The sequence below is a fragment of the Rahnella laticis genome (assembly GCF_015644585.1).
GTDB classification, from domain to species: Bacteria; Pseudomonadota; Gammaproteobacteria; order Enterobacterales; family Enterobacteriaceae; genus Rahnella; species Rahnella laticis.
Genome location: NZ_JADOBI010000003.1, coordinates 315,147 through 337,318, shown reverse-complemented (window position 1 = coordinate 337,318; position 22,172 = coordinate 315,147). Strand labels below are relative to the sequence as shown.

The following is a 22,172-nucleotide window of genomic DNA, read 5'->3' as shown; positions in this document are numbered from 1 at the left end:
ATTATTTACGGCTGGATTGTGCCTAAAAAGCAGCATCATCTACCGTTCGGGCAAGAATAGTGTTATGCGCAAAAGTTTGCACGGGGTTTATGCACCGTCTGCATAACAAATAGCCAAATTGACTGGAAATTTGTTCAGGATCTAAAAAATGTGATCTGACGCAGAGAAAAATCGAGAGATGATAAGAATTTGTTAAATTGTGCGAGGGCGACGCATTTACTGGGTCACCATATGGACACAAGGTGAATACTTTGTTACTTTACGGCCACGTTTTTTAAATTGGTATTACCAATTGACTCCGGCAACTTACAGAGTCGCTACTCGCAGAGAACAACACATATTATGGCTTACAGCAAAATCAGACAGCCTAAGTTATCCGATGTGATCGAGCAGCAACTTGAGTTCCTGATCCTCGAAGGCACCTTGAGACCCGGGGAAAAGCTTCCGCCAGAGCGCGAACTGGCCAAACAGTTTGATGTTTCGCGACCTTCTCTCAGAGAGGCTATCCAAAGCCTGGAAGGGAAGGGACTGCTCCTGCGCCGCCAGGGTGGTGGTACTTTCGTCCAAAGTAATCTGTGGCAAAGCGTGAGTGATCCGCTGGCTGAGTTACTGGCCGACCATCCTGAATCACAATTCGATCTCCTTGAAACACGACATGCCCTTGAAGGGATCGCTGCGTATTACGCGGCGCTTCGTGGCACAGAGGAAGATTTGCAGCGCATTCGCGATTGTCACGTGGTCATTCAGACCGCACAGGACAGCGGAGATCTGGACGCAGAAGCCGATGCGGTTATGCAGTATCAGGTCGCTGTAACAGAAGCAGCGCATAATGTTGTGCTGCTGCATCTGGTTCGCTGTATGGGACCGATGCTCGAGAAGAACGTTCGACAGAACTTTGAATTGCTTTACTCACGCCGGGAAATGCTGGCCACGGTAAGCAACCACCGCGCCAGTATTTTCGAGGCGATTGTTGCACGGGAACCAGAAATAGCGCGTGCCGCATCTCACCGTCACCTGGCGTTCATTGAAGAAGTTTTGCTGGATCTCAGCAGGGAACACACCCGGCGGGATCGGTCTTTACGACGGCTCCAGCAACGAAAAGATGAAAGTTAACCTTCGGGGTTAATTTTGAGAGCCTTCATTTGAGGGCTCACGGCAACTACATGACGGGCCTGTCTTCGTGCGTTTTGTTCAGTATGAAGAGCTTTTGAAGCAAGAGCGCAGGAAGACAGGCTCCAGATAAACCAACGTATAAGATACAGATAAGGAAAAGCACCATGTCAGAACGTGTAAATAATGACGTGGATCCGATCGAAACTCGCGACTGGCTACAAGCGATCGAATCGGTCATCCGTGAAGAAGGTGTTGAGCGTGCGCAGTTCCTGATCGATCAGGTTCTGAGTGAAGCGCGTAAGGGCGGCGTCAGCGTCGCTGCTGGTGCTGCCAGCCGTAACTACGTCAATACCATCGCTGTTGAAGACGAACCGCAATACCCGGGTAACCTGGAGCTGGAACGTAATATTCGTACCGCAATCCGCTGGAACGCCATCATGACCGTTCTGCGCGCTTCCAAGAAAGACCTGGAACTGGGCGGCCACATGGCTTCCTTCCAGTCTTCTGCGACCGTGTACGAAGTGTGTTTCAACCACTTCTTCCGTGCACGTAACGAGAATGACGGCGGCGATCTGGTGTACTTCCAGGGCCACATCTCTCCGGGCGTGTACGCGCGTGCTTTCCTTGAAGGCCGCCTGACCGAAGACCAGATGAACAATTTCCGTCAGGAAGTTCACGGTAAAGGTCTGTCTTCTTATCCGCACCCTAAACTGATGCCTGAATTCTGGCAGTTCCCGACCGTTTCCATGGGTCTGGGCCCGATTGGTGCAATCTATCAGGCTAAATTCCTGAAGTACCTGGAACACCGCGGTCTGAAAGACACCTCCGCGCAGCGTGTTTACGCGTTCCTGGGCGACGGTGAAATGGACGAACCAGAATCCAAAGGCGCGATCACCATCGCGACCCGTGAGAAACTGGACAACCTGTGCTTCATCATCAACTGTAACTTGCAGCGTCTTGATGGCCCGGTAACCGGCAACGGCAAAATCATCAACGAACTGGACGGCATCTTTGCAGGCGCTGGCTGGAACGTGATCAAAGTGATTTGGGGCGATCGTTGGGATGCTCTGCTGCGTAAAGATACCAGCGGCAAACTGATCCAGCTGATGAATGAAACCGTGGACGGCGACTACCAGACCTTCAAGTCCCGCGACGGTAAATACGTTCGTGAACACTTCTTCGGTAAATACCCGGAAACTGCGGCACTGGTCAAAGACATGACCGACGACGAGATCTGGGCACTGAACCGTGGTGGCCATGATCCGAAGAAAGTCTTTGCTGCACTGAACAAAGCGGCAAATACCAAAGGCCAGCCTACCGTAATCCTTGCGCATACCATCAAAGGTTATGGCATGGGTGATGCGGCCGAAGGTAAAAACATTGCTCACCAGGTGAAGAAAATGAACATGGATGGCGTGCGCTATATCCGTGATCGTTTCAGCGTGCCGGTTTCCGATGAAAATCTGGAAAAACTTCCGTACATCACTCTGGAAAAAGACTCTGCAGAATACAAATACCTGCATGAGCGTCGTGCTGCGCTGAAAGGCTACCTGCCGACTCGTCTGCCTAACTTCACTCAGAAGCTGGAAATGCCAGCGTTGTCTGATTTCGCTCAACTGCTGGAAGAGCAGAAGAAAGAAATCTCCACAACCATCGCTTTCGTTCGTGCCCTGAACGTGATGCTGAAAAACGACTCCATCAAAGACCGTCTGGTCCCGATCATCGCCGATGAAGCGCGTACATTCGGTATGGAAGGTCTGTTCCGTCAGATTGGTATTTACAGCCCGAACGGCCAGCAGTACACCCCGCAGGACCGTGAGCAGGTTGCATACTATAAAGAAGACGAGAAAGGTCAGATCCTGCAGGAAGGTATCAACGAACTGGGCGCCGCTTCTTCCTGGCTGGCCGCCGCGACTTCTTACAGCACCAACGATCTGCCAATGATCCCGTTCTACATCTACTACTCCATGTTTGGTTTCCAGCGTATCGGCGACCTGTGCTGGGCAGCGGGTGACCAACAGGCGCGTGGCTTCCTGATCGGCGGTACTTCAGGTCGTACTACCCTGAACGGTGAAGGTTTGCAGCACGAAGATGGTCACAGCCACATTCAGTCTCTGACTATCCCTAACTGTATTTCTTACGACCCGTCTTACGCGTACGAAGTGGCAGTCATCATGCATGACGGCCTGGTTCGTATGTACGGCGACGCGCAGGAAAACGTTTATTACTACATCACTACGCTGAACGAAAACTACCACATGCCAGCAATGCCGGAAGGCGCTGAAGAAGGCATCCGTAAGGGTATCTACAAGTTAGAAACTCTGGAAGGTAGCAAAGGTAAAGTACAGCTTCTGGGCTCCGGTTCTATCCTGCGTCACGTTCGTGAAGCGGCTGAAATCCTGTCCAAAGACTACGGCGTAGGCTCTGACGTTTACAGCGTAACTTCCTTCACCGAACTGGCCCGTGACGGTCAGGACTGTGAGCGCTGGAACATGCTGCACCCAACCGAAACTCCACGCGTTCCGTACATCGCTCAGGTGATGACCGACGCGCCAGCGGTTGCGTCTACTGACTACATGAAACTGTTTGCTGAACAGGTTCGTACTTACGTTCCGGCCAGCGATTATCGCGTTCTGGGTACGGATGGCTTCGGTCGTTCAGACAGCCGCGAAAACCTGCGTCACCACTTCGAAGTGGATGCTTCCTATGTTGTGGTTGCTGCGCTGGGTGAATTGGCTAAACGCGGCGAAATCGAAACTTCTGTAGTGGCTGAAGCCATTAAGAAATTCGATATCAATCCAGAAAAAGTTAACCCGCGTCTGGCATAAGAGGTAAAGACAGATGGCTATTGAAATTAACGTACCGGACATCGGTGCAGATGCAGTGGAAGTCACCGAAATTATGGTGAAGGTGGGCGATAAAGTTGAAGTTGAACAATCGCTGATCACCGTTGAAGGCGATAAAGCTTCTATGGAAGTGCCTTCTCCACAAGCAGGCGTGGTCAAAGAAATTAAAGTTGCGGTCGGCGACACCGTCGAAACCGGCAAACTGATCATGATCTTCGAAGCTGCTGACGGTGCTGCTGATGCGGCACCTGCGAAACAGGAAGCGAAAGCAGAAGACAAACCTGCTGCTGCCGCACCTGCTTCCAGCGAAAGCAAAGAAGTGAACGTGCCAGATATCGGCGGCGACGAAGTTGAAGTCACCGAGATCATGGTCAAAGTGGGCGACACTGTCACAGCGGAACAATCGCTGATCACCGTAGAAGGCGACAAAGCTTCTATGGAAGTCCCTGCTCCGTTCGCGGGCAAAGTCAAAGAAATCAAAATCGCTGCGGGCGACAAAGTCAGCACCGGTTCTCTGATCATGGTCTTCGAAGTCGCAGGTTCTGGTGCAGCAGCACCGGCAGCGGCAGAAGCCAAATCAGAAGCGGCTCCGGTTGCTCCTGCACAAACCGGCAGTAAAGAAGTGAACGTGCCTGATATCGGCGGCGACGAAGTTGAAGTCACTGAAATCATGGTTAAAGTGGGCGACAAAATCAGTGCAGAACAATCACTGATTACCGTTGAAGGCGACAAAGCTTCAATGGAAGTCCCGGCTCCGTTCGCGGGTACCGTGAAAGAAATCAAAATCGCTGCGGGCGACAAAGTCAGCACCGGCTCTCTGATCATGGTCTTCGAAGTTGAAGGCGCTGCGCCTGCTCCGGCGGCGAAGAAAGAAGAAGCTGCTGCCCCTGCGAAACAGGAACAAAAAGCCGCTGCGCCTGCTGCTCCGGCTGCAAGCAAAGGCGAATTCGCTGAGAACGACGCTTACGTTCACGCCACGCCGGTTATCCGTCGTCTGGCCCGTGAATTCGGCGTTAATCTGGCGAAAGTAAAAGGGACAGGCCGTAAAGGTCGCATCCTGCGCGAAGACGTTCAGACTTACGTGAAAGACGCGGTAAAACGCGCTGAAGCCGCTCCGGCTGCTGCCACTGGCGGCGGTATTCCGGGCATGCTGCCTTGGCCGAAAGTTGATTTCAGCAAGTTCGGCGAAATCGAAGAAGTGGAACTGGGCCGTATCCAGAAAATCTCCGGTGCAAACCTGAGCCGTAACTGGGTGATGATCCCGCACGTTACACACTTCGACAAAACCGATATCACTGAGCTGGAAGCGTTCCGTAAACAGCAAAATGACGAAGCAGCGAAGCGCAAACTGGATGTGAAATTCACGCCAGTGGTCTTCATCATGAAAGCCGTTGCGGCTGCTCTTGAGCAGATGCCACGTTTTAACAGTTCTCTGTCCGAAGATGGCCAGAAACTGACGCTGAAAAAATACATCAACGTCGGTGTTGCGGTTGATACGCCTAACGGCCTGGTTGTTCCTGTCTTCAAAGACGTGAACAAGAAAGGTATCGCTGAGCTGTCCCGTGAACTGATGGCTATCTCCAAGAAAGCGCGTGACGGTAAGCTGACTGCTGCGGAAATGCAGGGCGGTTGCTTCACTATCTCCAGCCTTGGCGGTATCGGGACGACCCACTTTGCGCCAATCGTCAATGCGCCTGAAGTGGCTATCCTGGGTGTTTCCAAGTCTGCGATGGAACCGGTCTGGAACGGTAAAGAATTCGTTCCGCGTCTGATGATGCCAATGTCGCTCTCCTTCGACCACCGTGTAATCGACGGTGCGGATGGTGCGCGCTTCATTACCATCATCAACAACGTACTGTCTGACATTCGCCGCCTGGTGATGTAAGCCAAAAAGCCGGCCAAACGGCCGGCTTTTTTCTGGTAATCTCTTTCTGCCGTCAGAGATTATCAGGTGGAAAACGTAAATCGTATGCCGTTTGTTGTTTCAAATATGTTAACAATTTTGTAAACTGCGGGCGGATAGAACGACCCGGTGGATGATGGGCGTTGCAGCATAAAAATGACGTCTGACCCGCCGGAAATAAATTAAGAGGTCATGATGAGTACTGAAATTAAAACTCAGGTCGTGGTACTTGGGGCGGGCCCTGCAGGCTATTCTGCTGCTTTCCGTTGCGCTGATTTAGGTCTTGAGACAGTTCTGGTTGAACGTTATTCCACCCTGGGTGGCGTGTGCCTGAACGTAGGCTGTATCCCTTCAAAAGCTCTGCTGCATGTTGCTAAAGTTATTTCTGAAGCAAAAGCTCTGGCAGAACACGGTATTGTTTTCGGTGAGCCGAAAACCGATATCGACAAAGTGCGTCTCTGGAAAGAGAAAGTCATCAACCAGCTGACCGGTGGTCTGGCAGGTATGGCGAAAGGCCGTAAAGTCAAAGTCGTTAACGGCTTGGGCAAATTTACCGGTGCAAATACTCTGGTTGTTGAAGGCGAAAATGGTCCAACGACCATCACTTTCGACAATGCAATCATTGCGGCGGGTTCCCGTCCAATCAAACTGCCATTCATTCCTCATGATGATCCACGCGTATGGGATTCTACCGACGCACTGGAACTGAAAACCGTCCCTGAGCGTCTGCTCGTGATGGGCGGCGGCATCATCGGTCTGGAAATGGGCACCGTTTACCACGCTCTGGGTTCTCAGATTGACGTGGTAGAAATGTTTGATCAGGTCATTCCTGCGGCTGATAAAGACGTGGTGAAAGTCTTCACCAAGAAAATCAGCAAGCAATTCAACCTGATGCTGGAAACCAAAGTGACAGCCGTAGAAGCCAAAGAAGATGGCATTTACGTCACCATGGAAGGCAAAAAAGCGCCAGCCGAACCACAGCGTTATGACGCTGTGCTGGTGGCAATCGGTCGCGTACCTAACGGTAAGCTGCTGGAAGCCGGCGCTGCGGGCATCGAAGTTGACGACCGTGGCTTCATCCACGTCGACAAACAAATGCGTACCAACGTGCCACACATCTTTGCTATCGGCGACATCGTCGGTCAGCCAATGCTGGCGCACAAAGGTGTTCACGAAGGTCACGTGGCAGCCGAAGTTATCTCCGGCAAAAAACACTACTTCGATCCGAAAGTCATTCCGTCAATTGCCTACACTGAGCCGGAAGTTGCCTGGGTTGGCCTGACTGAGAAAGAAGCGAAAGAAAAAGGCATCAGCTACGAAACCGCCACCTTCCCGTGGGCAGCTTCAGGCCGTGCTATCGCTTCCGATTGTGCAGACGGTATGACCAAACTGATCTTCGACAAAGAATCTCACCGTGTTATCGGTGGTGCGATTGTCGGTACCAACGGCGGCGAGCTGCTGGGCGAGATTGGTCTGGCAATCGAAATGGGTTGTGATGCAGAAGATATCGCGCTGACCATCCATGCTCACCCGACTCTGCACGAGTCCGTGGGTCTGGCAGCAGAAATCTACGAAGGCAGCATCACTGACCTGCCAAACCCGAAAGCGAAAAAGAAATAATTCTTGCCTGACGGTATGAATAAGCGGCGCTGAAAAGTGCCGCTTTTTTTACGTCTGAAAAACGGCGCCCGATATATTGGAAAGCGTCTTGCAAAGACAATCTTTAGGATTGTTTTTCACGCGTTTTTTTGTGCCTTTTTTCTCCCTTTCCGACTATTTAGTCCCTTGTGCCAATAAGGTTGTTGTGATGATCTAGAAGGCGAATTGGGATGAACAGCCGATCCGTCTGTGCTCAACGATTCAGCAAAGATTTAATGTTGCTTTTATGTGAACGAATTAACAAGCGGGCAAAATCCTGCTATGCTGCTTCGGCGCTAAAGGGCACTGTGCTCAGGTTCAGGACGTAAAGTTTCCGATCAAGAAACCCTCTTACCCGCAGTGTCCCCGAGTCATCAGACAGCTTTAATTTCCCTGTCCCTACAGGCATGACGTGATGCTGATGATGGAAGCCAGGCATAATAAATGACAATGAGAGCGAGGAGAAAGTCGTGCTAGAAGAATACCGTAAGCACGTAGCCGAGCGTGCTGCAGAGGGCATCGTCCCTAAGCCACTTGATGCTTCACAGATGGCAGCGTTGGTTGAGTCCCTGAAAAATCCGCCAAAAGGCGAAGAAGAAACTCTGTTAGACCTGCTGATTAATCGTGTTCCGCCGGGCGTTGACGAAGCCGCCTATGTAAAAGCCGGGTTCCTGGCTGCCGTCGCCAAAGGCGAAACTACCTCCCCGTTGGTCACTCCTGAAAAAGCCATTGAACTGTTAGGCACCATGCAAGGTGGCTACAACATTCATCCGCTGATCGACGCACTTGAAAACGAAACGCTGGCGCCGATTGCCGCCAAAGCGTTGTCCCATACGCTGCTGATGTTCGATAACTTCTACGATGTGGAAGAAAAAGCGCAGGCAGGCAACGAACACGCTAAGAAGATTTTGCAGTCCTGGGCAGATGCCGAATGGTATCTGTCACGCCCGCAGCTGGCTGAAAAAATCACCGTCACCGTCTTCAAGGTGACCGGCGAAACCAACACCGATGATTTGTCACCGGCTCCGGATGCCTGGTCCCGTCCAGATATTCCGTTGCACGCGCTGGCCATGCTGAAAAACGAACGCGAAGGTATCCATCCGGATCAACCTGGCAGCGTCGGCCCGATCAAACAGATCGAAGAACTGAATAAAAAAGGCTTCCCGCTGGCCTATGTCGGTGACGTGGTCGGTACCGGTTCTTCCCGTAAATCTGCGACAAACTCCGTGCTGTGGTTCATGGGCGACGATATCCCTCATGTGCCGAACAAACGCGGCGGCGGCGTCGTGCTGGGTGGCAAAATTGCGCCAATCTTCTTCAACACTATGGAAGATGCCGGTGCGTTGCCGATTGAAGTGGACGTTTCTAACCTGAATATGGGCGATGTGATCGACATCTATCCGTACAAAGGTGAAGTCCGTAAACACGAAACCGGTGAAGTGATTGCCACTTTCGAACTGAAAACTGACGTTCTGCTGGACGAAGTTCGCGCCGGTGGCCGTATTCCGCTGATCATCGGCCGTGGTTTAACCACCAAAGCCCGTGAATCGCTGAAACTGCCTCAGAGCGAAGTATTCCGCATCGCGAAGCCGGTTGCTAAAAGCAACAGAGGCTTCTCGCTGGCGCAGAAAATGGTGGGCCGCGCCTGTGGCGTTGCCGGTATTCGTCCGAACGAATATTGCGAACCAAAAATGACGTCTGTGGGTTCTCAGGACACCACCGGCCCGATGACCCGTGATGAGCTGAAAGACCTGGCGTGCCTGGGCTTCTCCGCTGATTTAGTGATGCAGTCATTCTGTCATACCGCCGCATATCCTAAGCCGGTTGACGTGACCACGCACCACACGCTGCCGGACTTCATTATGAACCGCGGCGGTGTTTCCCTGCGTCCGGGAGACGGTATCATCCACTCGTGGCTGAACCGTATGCTGTTGCCGGATACTGTCGGCACCGGCGGTGACTCCCATACCCGTTTCCCGATCGGGATTTCGTTCCCTGCGGGTTCCGGTCTGGTGGCGTTTGCCGCCGCGACCGGCGTAATGCCGCTGGATATGCCAGAATCCGTTCTGGTGCGTTTCAAAGGTGAAATGCAGCCGGGTATTACCCTGCGTGATCTGGTTCATGCCATTCCTTACTACGCCATCCAGGAAGGTCATCTGACCGTTGAGAAGAAGGGTAAGAAAAACCTCTTCTCTGGCCGTATTCTGGAAATCGAAGGCTTGCCGGAACTGAAAGTTGAACAGGCATTTGAACTGGCGGATGCGTCCGCAGAACGTTCAGCGGCCGGTTGTACGATCAAACTGGATCAGGCGCCAATCAAAGAATACCTGAGCTCTAACATCGTGCTGCTGAAGTGGATGATCTCAGAAGGTTACGGCGATCGTCGTACCATCGAGCGCCGCATCAAAGGCATGGAAGAGTGGCTGGCGAATCCGAGCCTGCTCGAAGCCGATGCTGATGCAGAATATGCGGCGGTGATCGAAATCGATCTGGCTGAAATCAAAGAGCCGATCCTTTGTGCACCGAACGATCCGGACGATGCGCGTCTGCTGTCTTCTGTTCAGAACAGCAAAATCGACGAAGTATTCATCGGTTCGTGCATGACCAACATCGGTCACTTCCGCGCTGCCGGTAAACTGCTCGACAGCCATAAAGGCGCGTTGCCAACCCGTCTGTGGGTTGCACCACCGACCAAAATGGATGCCGCGCAGCTGACCGAAGAGGGCTATTACAGCGTCTTTGGTAAGAGCGGTGCGCGTGTTGAAATCCCGGGCTGTTCACTGTGTATGGGTAACCAGGCGCGTGTGGCCGACGGTTCTACCGTGGTTTCCACTTCAACGCGTAACTTCCCGAACCGTCTGGGCAACGGCGCCAATGTTTATCTGGCCTCCGCTGAACTGGCGGCCATCGCGTCTCTGCTCGGTCGCCTGCCGACACCAGAAGAATATCTCGGCTACATGGCTGAAGTGGATAAGACCGCGGTGGATACTTACCGTTATCTGAACTTCGACAAGCTGAGTGAATATACGGATAAAGCTGACGGCGTGATCTTCCAAACTGCAGTCTAAATTTGTATATTATCTAACCAGATAAAAAGGAGGCTTCGGCCTCCTTTTTCTTTAACTATTATTACGTTGCGTTTTTATTTTTTAATTATTTAGCACACGTAAATATATCATTTACTAGACCCTGTTAGAGCCTACCCGTTAAATGCTCCCCCTTGCGCGAGCAAATAACGGATCTTCTTTATTTTCGCGTAGTCGAGTTTCTCATCTCCTGAGCGAAAACAATAATGCAACTAAATAAATCAATATGTGTATTACAAATAGGCGTGCAGTTTTTATATTCGTCACTGTGCGTCTACTCATTTTCATTTGATGCTGAGGCTGATACTGGATTATCCCGTTCAAAAACGAGCGTTTCCGCTGCGGCCGCACCGTCGCCGGATACGGATAATGAAGGCTCTGGTACTGAAGAAGAGCTTGCCGGTTTGGCGACTCAGGCTGGAAGTATGCTACAACGCGAGGCGATGAAAAGCCGCCTCGTATCAGGTTCAACCGGAAAGGCAGCTCAAAGCGTAGAAGACTGGCTGAACCAGTTTGGGACGGCGAGAGTGAACGTTTCTGCTGATGAGAATTTGTCGCTGGAGCAAATTGAATTAGACGTTTTGCTTCCGCTTTATGATGATAAAACCAATTTATTTTTTACTCAGTTAGGCACCCGGCGTGCGGATGATCGCAACATAATAAATACCGGGCTGGGTTATCGCCATTTTTCAGATAAATGGATGTGGGGGGCTAATACATTTTATGACCGTCAAATATCAGAGAATCACCATCAGCGATTTGGATTCGGCAGTGAATTAGGTTGGGATTATTTAAAGATATCTGCCAATGGCTATCTGCGTCTTACTGAATGGATGGCGTCTTCACGTTATGAAAATTATGACGAGCGCGTGGCGAATGGTTTCGATATTCGTATGGAAGGCTACTTACCTTCTTACCCTCAGCTCGGTGCCAGTGCCGTATTTGAAAAATATTTTGGTAATGACGTTGATCTCTTCAATGACGAAGACAATCGCCAGAAAGATCCTTACGCCGTCACTGTCGGGCTTAATTACACGCCTTTCACACTGATAACCGCCGGGATCAGCCAGAAAATGGGCAAAGGTGACACGCAGGATACGCAGTTCAACCTGAGTTTCAGCTACGCGCCATCCGTGAGTCTTGATAAGCAGCTGGATCCGTCTGAAGTCGCGATACGACGTTCCCTGCTGGGCGGGCGGCAGGATCTGGTTAACCGCAACAATACCATCGTGCTGGATTATCGTAAGCAGGAGGCTATTTCACTGGGGCTGCCGGATAAAGTTGAGGGGATTGAAAATATCACCCTGCCTGTTAATGCCGTGATTAACAGCAAATATGGCATTGATCGTATTGACTGGCAGGCTGATGATCTTGTCCGACAGGGCGGCGAAATTAAACAAGACAAGCGCTCCGGCCAGTACAGTATTACGCTGCCGAATTATCAATTTGGCGGTGTCGAAAACCACTATGTCGTGAGTGGCAAAGCGTTTGATACCAAAGGTAATGGCTCCAATCTCAGCCAGATGAATGTCTATGTAACAGGAGCAGACGCCGCAACCTGGCAGGCAACAACGTCGGTTTCGCCTTCCTCTTTGTTAGCCGACGGCAATAGCACATCAACAATCACAGTGAAGATTCTCAGCAGTAAATCGCAACCGGTGACGGGTCTTGCCGGGCAGCTCACTGCAACAATCCGTTTTACCGCCTCTCCGCCACAGGGTGCTGTGCAAACCAGCGCACCGGTTCAGGACGCATCACTATCAGCATTTAAAGAAGTTTCTCAAGGCGTCTATACCAGTACCTTTACCAGCGGAAACACGGCCGGAACAGCCACTATCACGCCTGCAGCAAACGGGAAAACTACACTGCCCTCTGCCAGCATTGAATTGCACAGCGCTGACACAACGGCATCGCTGAATACGCTGACAGCGTCAAAAACCAGCGCACTGGCGAACGGAACCGATAACATCCAGCTGACGGTTAGAGTGCTGAACGTCGAAGGATTGCCGTACAAAGGCATCAATGTGCTGTGGAGTGCGGACAATGCGAAGGCGTTGTTGTCTTCGGCTCAGGGCGTCAGTGATGAAAACGGGCTGGTGACGGTGAATGTCAGCAGCCCGGAAGTAATAAACACCACGGTTTCAGCGCAGCTGGAAAGTGGCGAAACAGCAAACAGTGACGTGCTGAGCTTTGGTGTGGATATGTCTACGGCGTTGGTAACCCGTATTAGCACCGATAAAGTTCAGGCCGTTGCCGATAACAACGACAAGGTGACGCTGAGCGCCGCTATCGTCAATGCGCAGAACCAACCCCTTGATGGCGCGCCGGTTGACTGGAAAATCGAGCAGGGCAGCGGTACTCTCAGCGCCGCGCAGGGTATTACAGACGCAGACGGTAACGCGCAGGTGACACTGACTTCTGCAATGGCAAACAGCGTGATTGTCTCCGCACGATCCGGCACCACCGGGGCTAAGAATACCGATTCGATATTGTTTGCCGCGGATACCAGCACCATGAACATTACCAGCCTGACGCTGGATAAAACGCAGGCACTGGCGAATGGTACCGATGCGATCTCGTATGTCGTCACCGTTTTGGATGCTAATGGCAACAGAGTGGAAGATGCACCGGTGTCCTGGAGTAGCGATTCTGCGTCCGCCGTCTTATCGGCAACTACTGTCAGCACTAATGCTCAGGGGCAGGCGACTTTGCTGGTCACAAGTCAAGCCGCAGGTAACGTCATCATTTTTGCAAAATTACCGCAGGGCACGGCGAGTCAGGCACAAGCCGCCAGCTTTACGATGGATGCCAGCACGGCGCAGGTGAACAGCGTAACGGCTGACAAAACACAGGCTCTGGCCAATGGAAAAGAAACCGTGACATGGACCGCCACGGTGAAAGATGCCAATCAGAATCCGGTTGCGGATGCGCAGGTGAAATGGGGCAGCGATAACCCTAATCTTACGCTGGCGAACAGCATCACAACCACTAACGCCAGCGGTATGGCTACAGTGACAGCAACCTCCATGAAAACGGCAGACGCTATTGTCACGGCAACACTCCCGACGACCGGGAGCAACGCGAATGCAGGAAAAGTGAGCTATATCGCCGATGCCAGCACCACCCAACTGAGCCCGTTGACAGCTGATAAAACGGAAGCGCTGGCCAGTGGTGCAGATTTCATCACGCTCTCGACAATGGTGACCGATGTTTACGATAATCCGCTGGCCAATACTGACATAGCGTGGAATAGCAATCCTGCGTCCGGGACGCTGTCGGCTGGCAGCACTAAAACCGATGCGCAAGGTCTGGCAACAGTGACGCTATCTTCTGAGGTGCCAAGTAACTATGTAGTAACTGCCTCAGCAAACAGTGCCACGGCGACTTCACCGTCCCTGTCATTTATCGCCGATTCTGTCACCGCGAAAATCGCGACGCTAACGGCAGATAAGACGACCGGTATCGTCGCCGGTGTGGATTCTGTGGCATTACAGGCAACGGTGCTGGATGCCAGCAACCATCCGTTGTCCGGTATCACCGTGAACTGGAGCAGTAACAATGCCAATGGAATCTTTACAGCGACGGCGGGCGTTACAGACTCGAACGGAGTTGCAACTGCCACGCTGAACTCAACGCTTGCGCAAAGCACGGTAATCAAAGCCAGCACAACCAACAGCGAGAAAACGTTGTCCGCAGAGTTCGTAGCTGACAATAAAACCGCGCAAATCACGTTAGCTGCTGACAAGATTCAGGCTACGGCAAACGGCACGGATATTGTGACCTGGAAAGCGACGGTGCTGGATGCTAATAACAATCCGGTTAAAGCCAGCAATATCGACTGGAAAAGTGACAACACGCTGGTGAATCTGGCTAGCGCTAACAACCAGACAGGAGAAGATGGCACCGCCCTGATGACAGGCACTTCATTGAAATCAGGTGCTGCGATAATAACGGCAACGCTGACTCAGCAACAACGTAGCGCGAGGGCAGCAGCGGTGAGTTATATCGCCGACATCGATACGGCAGAGATAGTTGCACTAACGAATGACAGTTCATTTATCAAGTCTACTGGTGCGGATGTTGTGACATATTCAGCGACTATCCAGGATAGCAATAAAAATCTGATTACCAACGCCACGGTTAATTGGGCAACGACGGCGGGTGATTTGTCAGCCAGTACCAGTATTACAAACAATAATGGCATCGCGGTTATTGGACTGTCGAGTTACGATAGAGGGAGGATTACTGTTACAGCAAGCATTGCAGGCGCGAGCAAAACTAACAGCAATGTGAGCGTTATCTATCAAACGAGTTCGTCCTGGGAGATCAGTGGTACAACTGCGCAGGTTATGTCAGATAAGATCGTTGCAGCCAGCTCGTCGGGTTTCCTGGCTGTAGCACCCACCGGAGGACCAACATCATTAGTCAGTTCAGAAAAAGGAAGTGCCCCGTTAACCGTACTAATGAAAGATGAAGCGGGTAATCAGGTGACGGTTAATTTTGGGGGGCAGCGCGTTTCATCGTGCTCAACACTCAGCTTCAACTCCACTGCAAACTGTGGTGATCCTCTGAGAATTACGCCGAAATTGACGTATTCAGCAGATGATAACCCAACCCTTCGTGCGGGTGTTTATTCCGGAGTTATGCATTTTGTTGCAACTGATGGTGGTAGATCCAGTTATAGTTATCTGGTAGATATTAATCTGACTGTCCAATAATTTATCGATAACGTAAATAACAGACAGCACAATTCAAACCGCTCATTTAATGATGAGCGGTTTTTTTGTTGTATCTTGACGCTATGCTCAGGCCGTAATAGTCTGCCGCGCTTATCAGCAAGAGGAAAAACCATGGATTACGATTTTCTGCGCGATATCACCGGTGAGGTCAAAGTCCGCTTCTCGATGGGCCATGAAGTGCTTGGTCACTGGCTGAATGAGGAAGTGAAGGGCGATCTGAGCGTACTCGATGCTGTCGAAGCCGAGCTGACTGCGCTCAAAGGCAGCGAGCGCCAGACCCAGCGGGTCGGCCATGAATATACGCTGCTGCTGGCCGATGACGAAGTGATGATCCGCGCAAATCAGCTGGATTTCGACGGCGATGAAATTGAAGAAGGCATGAGTTATTACGACGAAGAAAGCCTGGCGTTTTGCGGTGTCGAGGACTTTCTGCAAGTCCTCGCCAAATACCGCAGTTTTGTGACCACTTACCGCTAAATTTCACTTCCCGCGCGAGGCGGTCCAGCACAGTAACGAACCGCCGACGACCATCAGCACGCCCGGCCAGAAACTCGCGCCCGGCAGCGTGTGCAGCCACAATCCGGCAATCAGAATCGACGACAGCGGCGTGAAATACGACAGCGCCGCGACCAGTGTCGCATTGCCTTTTTTCATCGCCAGATCCCAGCACTGATAAGATATTGCCGTCACCGCACCCATCGCCAGCAGCTCAAGAATGGCCGGTAGCGTCAGGCTGATCCGGTTCGAAGAATACGTGAAGTACAGCGCCCACAGCACCGCACCGGTCGCCAGCAGAAACAGCGGCAGAACGCCTTTGCCCTTGCACATCACGCGCACCAGATTGGAATACAGCGCCCACGACACCGCCGCGCCCAGCGCCAGACTGTAGGCCACCGGGTTACCGCGCACGTTACGCATCAGCTGATGGATATCCAGCCCGTGGCCGCCGCTGATCGCCCACAACACACCGGTAAAAGCCAGCACAACGCCCGGCCAGATCCACCAGCGCACCCGCAGTTTTAATAACGGAACGGCAAAAAGCAGCGTCAGGCTTGGCCAGAGATAATTGATCAGCCCGAGTTCCAGCGTCTGCTGGCGGGTATGGGCCAGACCAATCGCCAGTGAAAATGCCACCATATAAAAGACAAACAGCAGGCCGCAGACAATCAGATATGACGCAGATTCTCCGCGCAGCGACGGTCTTCCGCCCGCCATCCAGACCATAATCCCGCTGACGGTATAAATTGATGCGGCGGCGCCAAAAGGCCCCAGTGATTCAGACAGACTGCGAGTGAGCGCCACGCTCATGCTCCACAGCAAAATGGCAAGAACGCCAAACAGCGTTGCGAAACGATCCATCGGAAAGGTAAGCCTCAGAAGAAGAAGGCTTTAAAGATAAGCGATTGTTGCGTTGGTGGAAACCGCAACAATCGACTTAACAGGCTCTTTAGGAGAATGCATTAAAAGTAGAAACCGACTTCGAGGCCGAGTGTGGACGTGGTGGTCGCAGGCTGGTAATAACCCACGGTGCTTCCGTTCAGGTCGCCCTGTTTCTCGTCCGATTTGCCGTATTTCTGATGCACGTAGCTGGCTTTAACAAAGACGTCGTCGTTAATATTCCAGGTCAGGCTGGTAAACGGCGAAAGCTTTGATTTCGGCTCCAGCCAGACTGCGCCCTGATTGCTGTGCGTCCAGGTTTTAATCGGATACAGCGCACCGCCTTCCAGGCTCAGTCGAGAGTCGGCGGTCACCTGCCAGTTAGCGCCCAAAGAGGCTTTGGCATAAGGCTGCAAAGACACTTCAACCGCGGTATAGCGTCGCGTTCGATCTTCGCTGGCGATATAGACATTGTCAGAGCGGATGTTACGCAACCATACCTGGCCGCCAAGCGCACCTTTCATATCGAAAGACACACTCTCTGACGCCCGGTAACGGTAACCGCGCGTCAGATCCGCACTGTAGCCAGTGTAATAGGTTTTCCCCTTGAGCGATCCGTTCGGCACATTGGCCTGATCGTCCAGAGTACTGCCTTTGTAATTAACGATCCCGAACATAACACTCATGTCCCAGGCTTTTAATAAACCTTCTCTGGCATCGAGATAATTATTGGATCCGAAATTAACGCGCAGGCGCGGGCCATGTTCAGCAACATATTTACCGTCCATATTATCGACGGATTCGTCCCACTTATAATATTCAGCACCATAACTGACATAGTGCCGCATCCCTTCAGTATTATTGCTTAACAAACTTTCCCCGGCCCGGGAAACCCCGGAAACCAATAAAGAACTCGTGACCAGCAGGCTGGATACGGTCTTTAATTTACTCATTGTCATTTTTTATTTCTGCTTTCTGGTGGATGGAGCTGGTTGCTTAGTAAGCAATAGGGGGATGCTAATAAACGGAGGGGGATAGATAAAGGAATTTATCGATTTTTAAGAAAATAGCGATCTTTTGATCTGCATTAAGTTAAATTAAAGGTGATATATAAGTTTGATTTGATTTATAGTCTGTATATTAGTTTTATAATTTAACTTAATTCACAGATCGTTGATCGAATAATTTGGTTTAAGTAAGGATTTTATTGGGGTTTAACTATTAATTTGCCTTAAGAAGTATAGCCGGTTTTTAATCCGGTAAATATATTTTACTTAAGTAATGCTTATTGAGTTTTAATTCCATTATATAACCAGGGTTAATATGACATGTGATAAAACAAAAAAAGACCGGACATCCCGCGATGCCCGGCCTTTTCTTTTATCCGCCGGTCAGACGGCTGGGAGATTCCGGCCGTAGTAAATTTCCTGCATTTCTTTGTACAGCAAATCGGTGATTTCCTTGCGTTCCTGCTCGCTCAGTTCTTCCGGATTTGCATTAAACAGATAATGCTTGAGATCGAATTCTTTCAGCAACATCTTGGTATGGAAGATATTTTCCTGATACACGTTCACGTCCATCATCTTGTACAACCCTTTCATGTCCTGCGACATAAAGTTCTGAATCGAATTGATGGAATGGTCGATGTAGTGCTTCACGCCGTTCACGTCACGGGTAAAACCGCGGACGCGGTAATCGATGGTGACGATGTCAGATTCCAGCTGGTGGATGAGGTAGTTCAGCGCTTTCAGCGGTGAAATCACGCCACAGGTGGAAACTTCGATGTCGGCGCGGAACGTACACAGGCCGCCTTCAGGATGGCTTTCCGGATAGGTATGCACGCAGATATGGCTTTTATCGAGGTGCGCGACCACGGAATTTGGCAGCGGGCCCGGATGTTCGGTGGTATCGACATCACTGGGGTCAATCGGCTCTTCGCTCACCAGAATCGTGACGCTAGCGCCCTGTGGCTCGTAATCCTGCCGCGCAACGTTAAGAATGTTTGCACCAATAATCGAACAGGTTTCGGTGAGGATCTCGGTTAAGCGGTTGGCGTTATATTCTTTGTCAATGTAGGCAATATAGCCGTCACGATCGGCTGCGCTTTTGGCGTAGCAGATATCGTAGATACAAAAACTCAGGCTTTTGGTCAGGTTATTGAAGCCATGCAGTTTTAGTTTTTGCAATTTAGTTCACCCCCTTACGGATGCAGTATCAGCGCGCAGCTGACAGGGCATTCAGTAAATACTGCGGCAAGGCAAAGCTGCCGTGATGAATCGCCGGATTGTAATAACGACAGGTAATCCCTGCGGCGTCGAAGCGCGCCTGCAATGTCTGGCTGTCGATCTGGCGGTAAGCCGGGTTATTGGTCGCCCAGGCGAAGGTCATGATGCCGCCGTAATAAGTCGGGATCGCGGCCTGATAGAAACTGACATCACTGAAATAGTGGCTCAGTTTGGTGTGGCTGTTGACCGCTTCATCCTGCTGAAGGAAGCAGACGCCGTTTTGCGCCACGAAAATGCCGCCCGGATTCAGGCAACGCGCGCAACCTTCGTAGAAGGCCGAGGTGAACAGGCTTTCTCCCGGACCGATCGGATCGGTGCAGTCTGAGATGATCACATCAAACGTTTCAGCGGTCTGATTCACGAAATTCACGCCGTCTTCAATCACCAGATTAAAACGGGCATCATCGTAAGCACCGGCATTATGATTGGGCAGATACTGGCGGCAAAATTCCACCACGCCGGCATCAATTTCCACCATCGTGACCGATTCCACGCCTTTATGACGGCAGACCTCACGCAGCATTCCGCCGTCGCCACCGCCGATGATCAGCACTTTTTTGGCATCGCCATGCGCCAGTAACGGAACGTGTGTCAGCATCTCGTGATAGATAAATTCATCACGTTCGGTGGTTTGCACTACGCCGTCGAGCGCCATCACGCGGCCCAGCGCCGCATTCTCAAAAATTACCAGATCCTGGTGTTCAGTTTTCTCACGGTACAACTCTTTTTCGACGCTGAAGTACTGGCCAAAATGGGCGTGCAGCGTCTCATACCATATTTCTTTGGGTGACGAGTTCCGGGACATGTCTTTGTTTCTCCTGAGCATTCGCAGCCATAAAAATGGGCGCACATGATAGCTAACTCTGCCTGCGCATGCACGGTTGAATTTCAAACAGATAAATTTAGCTTAATTGTAGCTGAGCGAGGTGTGACGCGGATCCGGAGAGGGGAAATGAAACGCTCCGGCATCAGGCTGACGGAGCACTGCGGGGGAATTTAGTTGGTATAAGCCAGCAGACTCAGTGAATCGCGCGCCAGAGATTTGCATTTGGTCGGTTTCGGTACTGCGATGCCGCTCAGGTCGCGATAACTGTCTTCGCCCATTGCCTGCATATTGAAGCTGTTGTAGTTGCTCAGATCCCAGCGATTTTGCTGTGCGAAAAAGACGATCGCCCGTTTGATTTGGGTATTAGGCAGCTGTTCGTAGCCGCAGTTATTTTTCAGATAAACGAAGACTGCGGTCAGATCCGCCAGATCTTCCGCTTCTGACTCACTCAACGCCTGACTGGCGGAGGAGAAGCCGAGCAGCGACAGTAACAGCAAACACAATGTTGTTCTTTTCATGGAAGTGTTCTTGTTCTTTTAGATTGAAAGATTAGAAAAACCTGGCTCAAAGCGAATCGAAATGACGTTACCATATTTGCGATGAGTGGCACCAAATTTCTTTTCTGCGTGCCCGCCACTTGACCTTCCCCTTAGTGGAGGGTTTAGGCTGTCGTACTATTATGGCAGTTTTATGCCGTTCGTCTGGCAATTTTCCATCATAAGGACTGAACATGAACCGTCGCGATTTCGTGAAGTGGACAACGCTCCTGGGCGCCGCCAGTACGTTACCTGGCTGGAGCCGGTTTGCGCTGGCCGCTGACCGCCCGGCGTTGCCCATTCCCGCACTGCTTGAACCGGATGCCCGCAGCGCGATTTCGCTTTCCCTGCAACGTGGTCAGAGCCAGTTCTTGCCCGGGGTGAATACACAAACCTGGGGCGTGAACGGCAATCTGCTGGGGCCTGCGCTGCGCGTGCGGCGGGGCAAACCGCTCAATGTCACGGTCAAAAACAATCTGGACGTCGCGAGCACCGTTCACTGGCACGGGCTGGAAATTCCCGGTGACATTGACGGCGGTCCTCTGGGGCTGATCGCGCCGGGCCAGAGCCGCAGCGTGAGTTTGCAGCTCGATCAGCCCGCCGCGACCTGCTGGTTTCACCCGCATCCGCATCAGACCAGCGGCTATCAGGTGGCAATGGGCCTGGCCGGATTAGTCCTGATTGAAGATGAAGGCAGCGACGCATTACAGATCCCAAAACGTTGGGGCGTGGATGATATTCCGGTCATTTTGCAGGATAAACGCCTCAACGCCGCCGGACAGATTGATTACCAGATGGACGTGATGACTGCCGCAGTCGGCTGGTTCGGCGAGCACATGCTGACTAACGGCGCGATTTATCCGCAGCACGGCATTTCGCGCGGCTGGGTGCGTTTTCGTCTGCTCAACGGCTGCAATGCGCGTTCGCTGCACATCGCCACCAGCGACCAGCGGCCGATGTACGTTATTGCCAGCGACGGCGGTTTTCTGTCCGAGCCGGTAAAAGTCAGTGATTTGCCGTTGCTGATGGGTGAACGTTTTGAAGTGCTGATTGATTGCAGCGACGGTAAAGCGTTTGATCTGGTCACATTGCCGGTGAAACAAATGGGCATGACGCTGGCACCGTTCGATAAACCGTTGCCGGTGCTGCGTATCCAGCCGACGCTCACGCAAAGTGGTGGCACGCTGCCGGATTCCCTGATCAAATTGCCCGCGCTGGTTTCTGTCGATAATTTGCCTGCACGCTGGCTGCAACTGATGATGGATCCGCAGCTGGATCAGCAGGGCATGGCCGCGCTGATGAAACGCTACGGGCACAACGCGATGGCCGGAATGAGCATGGATCACGGCGGCGGTGACATGGATATGGCGGCGATGCCGGGGATGTCCGGTTCAGGTCATGACGGCCACGGCAGTATGGCCGGAATGGATATGGAAAAAGCGGCCGGAAGTTACGATTTTATGCAGGGCAATAAAATCAACGGCAAAGCCTACGACATGAACGTTCCTGCGTTCGATGTGAAACAAGGGCAATACGAGAAATGGACGATTTCCGGCGAAGGCGACATGATGTTGCATCCGTTCCATATCCACGGCACACAGTTCCGTATTCTTTCTGAAAACGGCCAGCCGGTCGCGCCGCACCGTCAGGGCTGGAAAGATATCGTCCGCGTCGAAGGCGCCCGCAGCGAAGTGCTCGTCCGCTTCAGCCATCTGGCTGACAAACAGCACGCGTACATGGCGCACTGTCATCTGCTGGAACACGAAGACACCGGCATGATGCTCGGATTTACGGTTTCGGCGTAAGCCGCCTTTTATCGCGTG

The 22,172-nt window shown here is 51.9% G+C and carries 13 protein-coding genes; 8 read left to right on the top strand and 5 right to left on the bottom strand.

Translation table 11 applies throughout. The features are described 5' to 3' along the window. Positions 1-342: 342 nt before the first annotated feature. The 7 genes from pdhR to yacL all read left to right on the top strand — a co-directional run bounded on the left by pdhR (position 343) and on the right by yacL (position 15,802). Positions 343-1,113: a pyruvate dehydrogenase complex transcriptional repressor PdhR gene (gene pdhR / locus IV433_RS07820; protein WP_013576986.1), complete on the top strand. Its 771-nt coding sequence runs from the start codon at positions 343-345 to the stop codon at positions 1,111-1,113. Between the two features lie 164 nt (positions 1,114-1,277). Then, positions 1,278-3,941, top strand: a complete 2,664-nt coding sequence (gene aceE / locus IV433_RS07815) for a pyruvate dehydrogenase (acetyl-transferring), homodimeric type (protein ID WP_195813740.1) — start codon at positions 1,278-1,280, stop codon at positions 3,939-3,941. Positions 3,942-3,954: 13 nt separating this feature from the next. Further along, complete coding sequence (aceF, locus tag IV433_RS07810; protein WP_195813741.1) at positions 3,955-5,844, top strand: pyruvate dehydrogenase complex dihydrolipoyllysine-residue acetyltransferase; 1,890 nt, start codon at positions 3,955-3,957, stop codon at positions 5,842-5,844. A gap of 213 nt (positions 5,845-6,057) precedes the next feature. After that, positions 6,058-7,482, top strand: a complete 1,425-nt coding sequence (gene lpdA / locus IV433_RS07805; RefSeq protein WP_165059027.1) for a dihydrolipoyl dehydrogenase — start codon at positions 6,058-6,060, stop codon at positions 7,480-7,482. 488 nt (positions 7,483-7,970) lie between these two features. Further along, complete coding sequence (gene acnB, locus IV433_RS07800) at positions 7,971-10,568, top strand: bifunctional aconitate hydratase 2/2-methylisocitrate dehydratase (RefSeq protein WP_195813742.1); 2,598 nt, start codon at positions 7,971-7,973, stop codon at positions 10,566-10,568. 443 nt (positions 10,569-11,011) lie between these two features. After that, positions 11,012-15,304 (top strand): Ig-like domain-containing protein, encoded by a 4,293-nt coding sequence (locus IV433_RS07795; RefSeq protein WP_195813743.1) that lies wholly within the window; start codon positions 11,012-11,014, stop codon positions 15,302-15,304. A gap of 132 nt (positions 15,305-15,436) precedes the next feature. After that, a complete protein-coding gene (gene yacL, locus IV433_RS07790; RefSeq protein ID WP_195813744.1) occupies positions 15,437-15,802 on the top strand; it encodes a protein YacL in 366 nt (121 codons plus the stop codon). 3 nt (positions 15,803-15,805) lie between these two features. Here the strand turns inward: yacL and yddG are convergent, their stop codons facing one another. The 5 genes from yddG to IV433_RS07765 form a co-directional block, all read right to left on the bottom strand. Then, positions 15,806-16,684: an aromatic amino acid DMT transporter YddG gene (gene yddG / locus IV433_RS07785; RefSeq protein ID WP_195813745.1), complete on the bottom strand. Its 879-nt coding sequence runs from the start codon at positions 16,682-16,684 to the stop codon at positions 15,806-15,808. Positions 16,685-16,785: 101 nt separating this feature from the next. Next, complete coding sequence (locus IV433_RS07780; RefSeq protein WP_229893278.1) at positions 16,786-17,655, bottom strand: hypothetical protein; 870 nt, start codon at positions 17,653-17,655, stop codon at positions 16,786-16,788. Positions 17,656-18,093: 438 nt separating this feature from the next. Further along, positions 18,094-18,888, bottom strand: coding sequence for an adenosylmethionine decarboxylase (gene speD / locus IV433_RS07775; RefSeq protein WP_195813747.1), 795 nt, complete (start codon positions 18,886-18,888; stop codon positions 18,094-18,096). Positions 18,889-18,916: 28 nt separating this feature from the next. Beyond that, positions 18,917-19,792 carry a polyamine aminopropyltransferase gene (speE, locus tag IV433_RS07770; protein ID WP_195813748.1) on the bottom strand — a complete coding sequence of 292 codons (876 nt, stop codon included), beginning with the start codon at positions 19,790-19,792 and terminating at the stop codon, positions 18,917-18,919. Positions 19,793-19,983: 191 nt separating this feature from the next. After that, complete coding sequence (locus IV433_RS07765; RefSeq protein WP_195813749.1) at positions 19,984-20,331, bottom strand: YacC family pilotin-like protein; 348 nt, start codon at positions 20,329-20,331, stop codon at positions 19,984-19,986. A 212-nt stretch (positions 20,332-20,543) separates the two neighbouring features. On the opposite strand from IV433_RS07765, the gene cueO reads away from it, so the two are divergent. Beyond that, positions 20,544-22,154, top strand: a complete 1,611-nt coding sequence (gene cueO, locus IV433_RS07760; protein WP_195813750.1) for a multicopper oxidase CueO — start codon at positions 20,544-20,546, stop codon at positions 22,152-22,154. Positions 22,155-22,172 lie beyond the last annotated feature (18 nt).

Coding starts and splice junctions, on each gene's coding strand:
- cueO (WP_195813750.1), top strand. CDS start 20,544: ATGAACCGTCGCGATTTCGTGAAGTGGACAACGCTCCTGGGCGCCGCC.
- yacL (WP_195813744.1), top strand. CDS start 15,437: ATGGATTACGATTTTCTGCGCGATATCACCGGTGAGGTCAAAGTCCGC.
- yddG (WP_195813745.1), bottom strand. CDS start 16,684: ATGGATCGTTTCGCAACGCTGTTTGGCGTTCTTGCCATTTTGCTGTGG.
- pdhR (WP_013576986.1), top strand. CDS start 343: ATGGCTTACAGCAAAATCAGACAGCCTAAGTTATCCGATGTGATCGAG.
- aceF (WP_195813741.1), top strand. CDS start 3,955: ATGGCTATTGAAATTAACGTACCGGACATCGGTGCAGATGCAGTGGAA.
- IV433_RS07765 (WP_195813749.1), bottom strand. CDS start 20,331: ATGAAAAGAACAACATTGTGTTTGCTGTTACTGTCGCTGCTCGGCTTC.
- aceE (WP_195813740.1), top strand. CDS start 1,278: ATGTCAGAACGTGTAAATAATGACGTGGATCCGATCGAAACTCGCGAC.
- lpdA (WP_165059027.1), top strand. CDS start 6,058: ATGAGTACTGAAATTAAAACTCAGGTCGTGGTACTTGGGGCGGGCCCT.
- speE (WP_195813748.1), bottom strand. CDS start 19,792: ATGTCCCGGAACTCGTCACCCAAAGAAATATGGTATGAGACGCTGCAC.
- IV433_RS07780 (WP_229893278.1), bottom strand. CDS start 17,655: ATGAGTAAATTAAAGACCGTATCCAGCCTGCTGGTCACGAGTTCTTTA.
- IV433_RS07795 (WP_195813743.1), top strand. CDS start 11,012: ATGCTACAACGCGAGGCGATGAAAAGCCGCCTCGTATCAGGTTCAACC.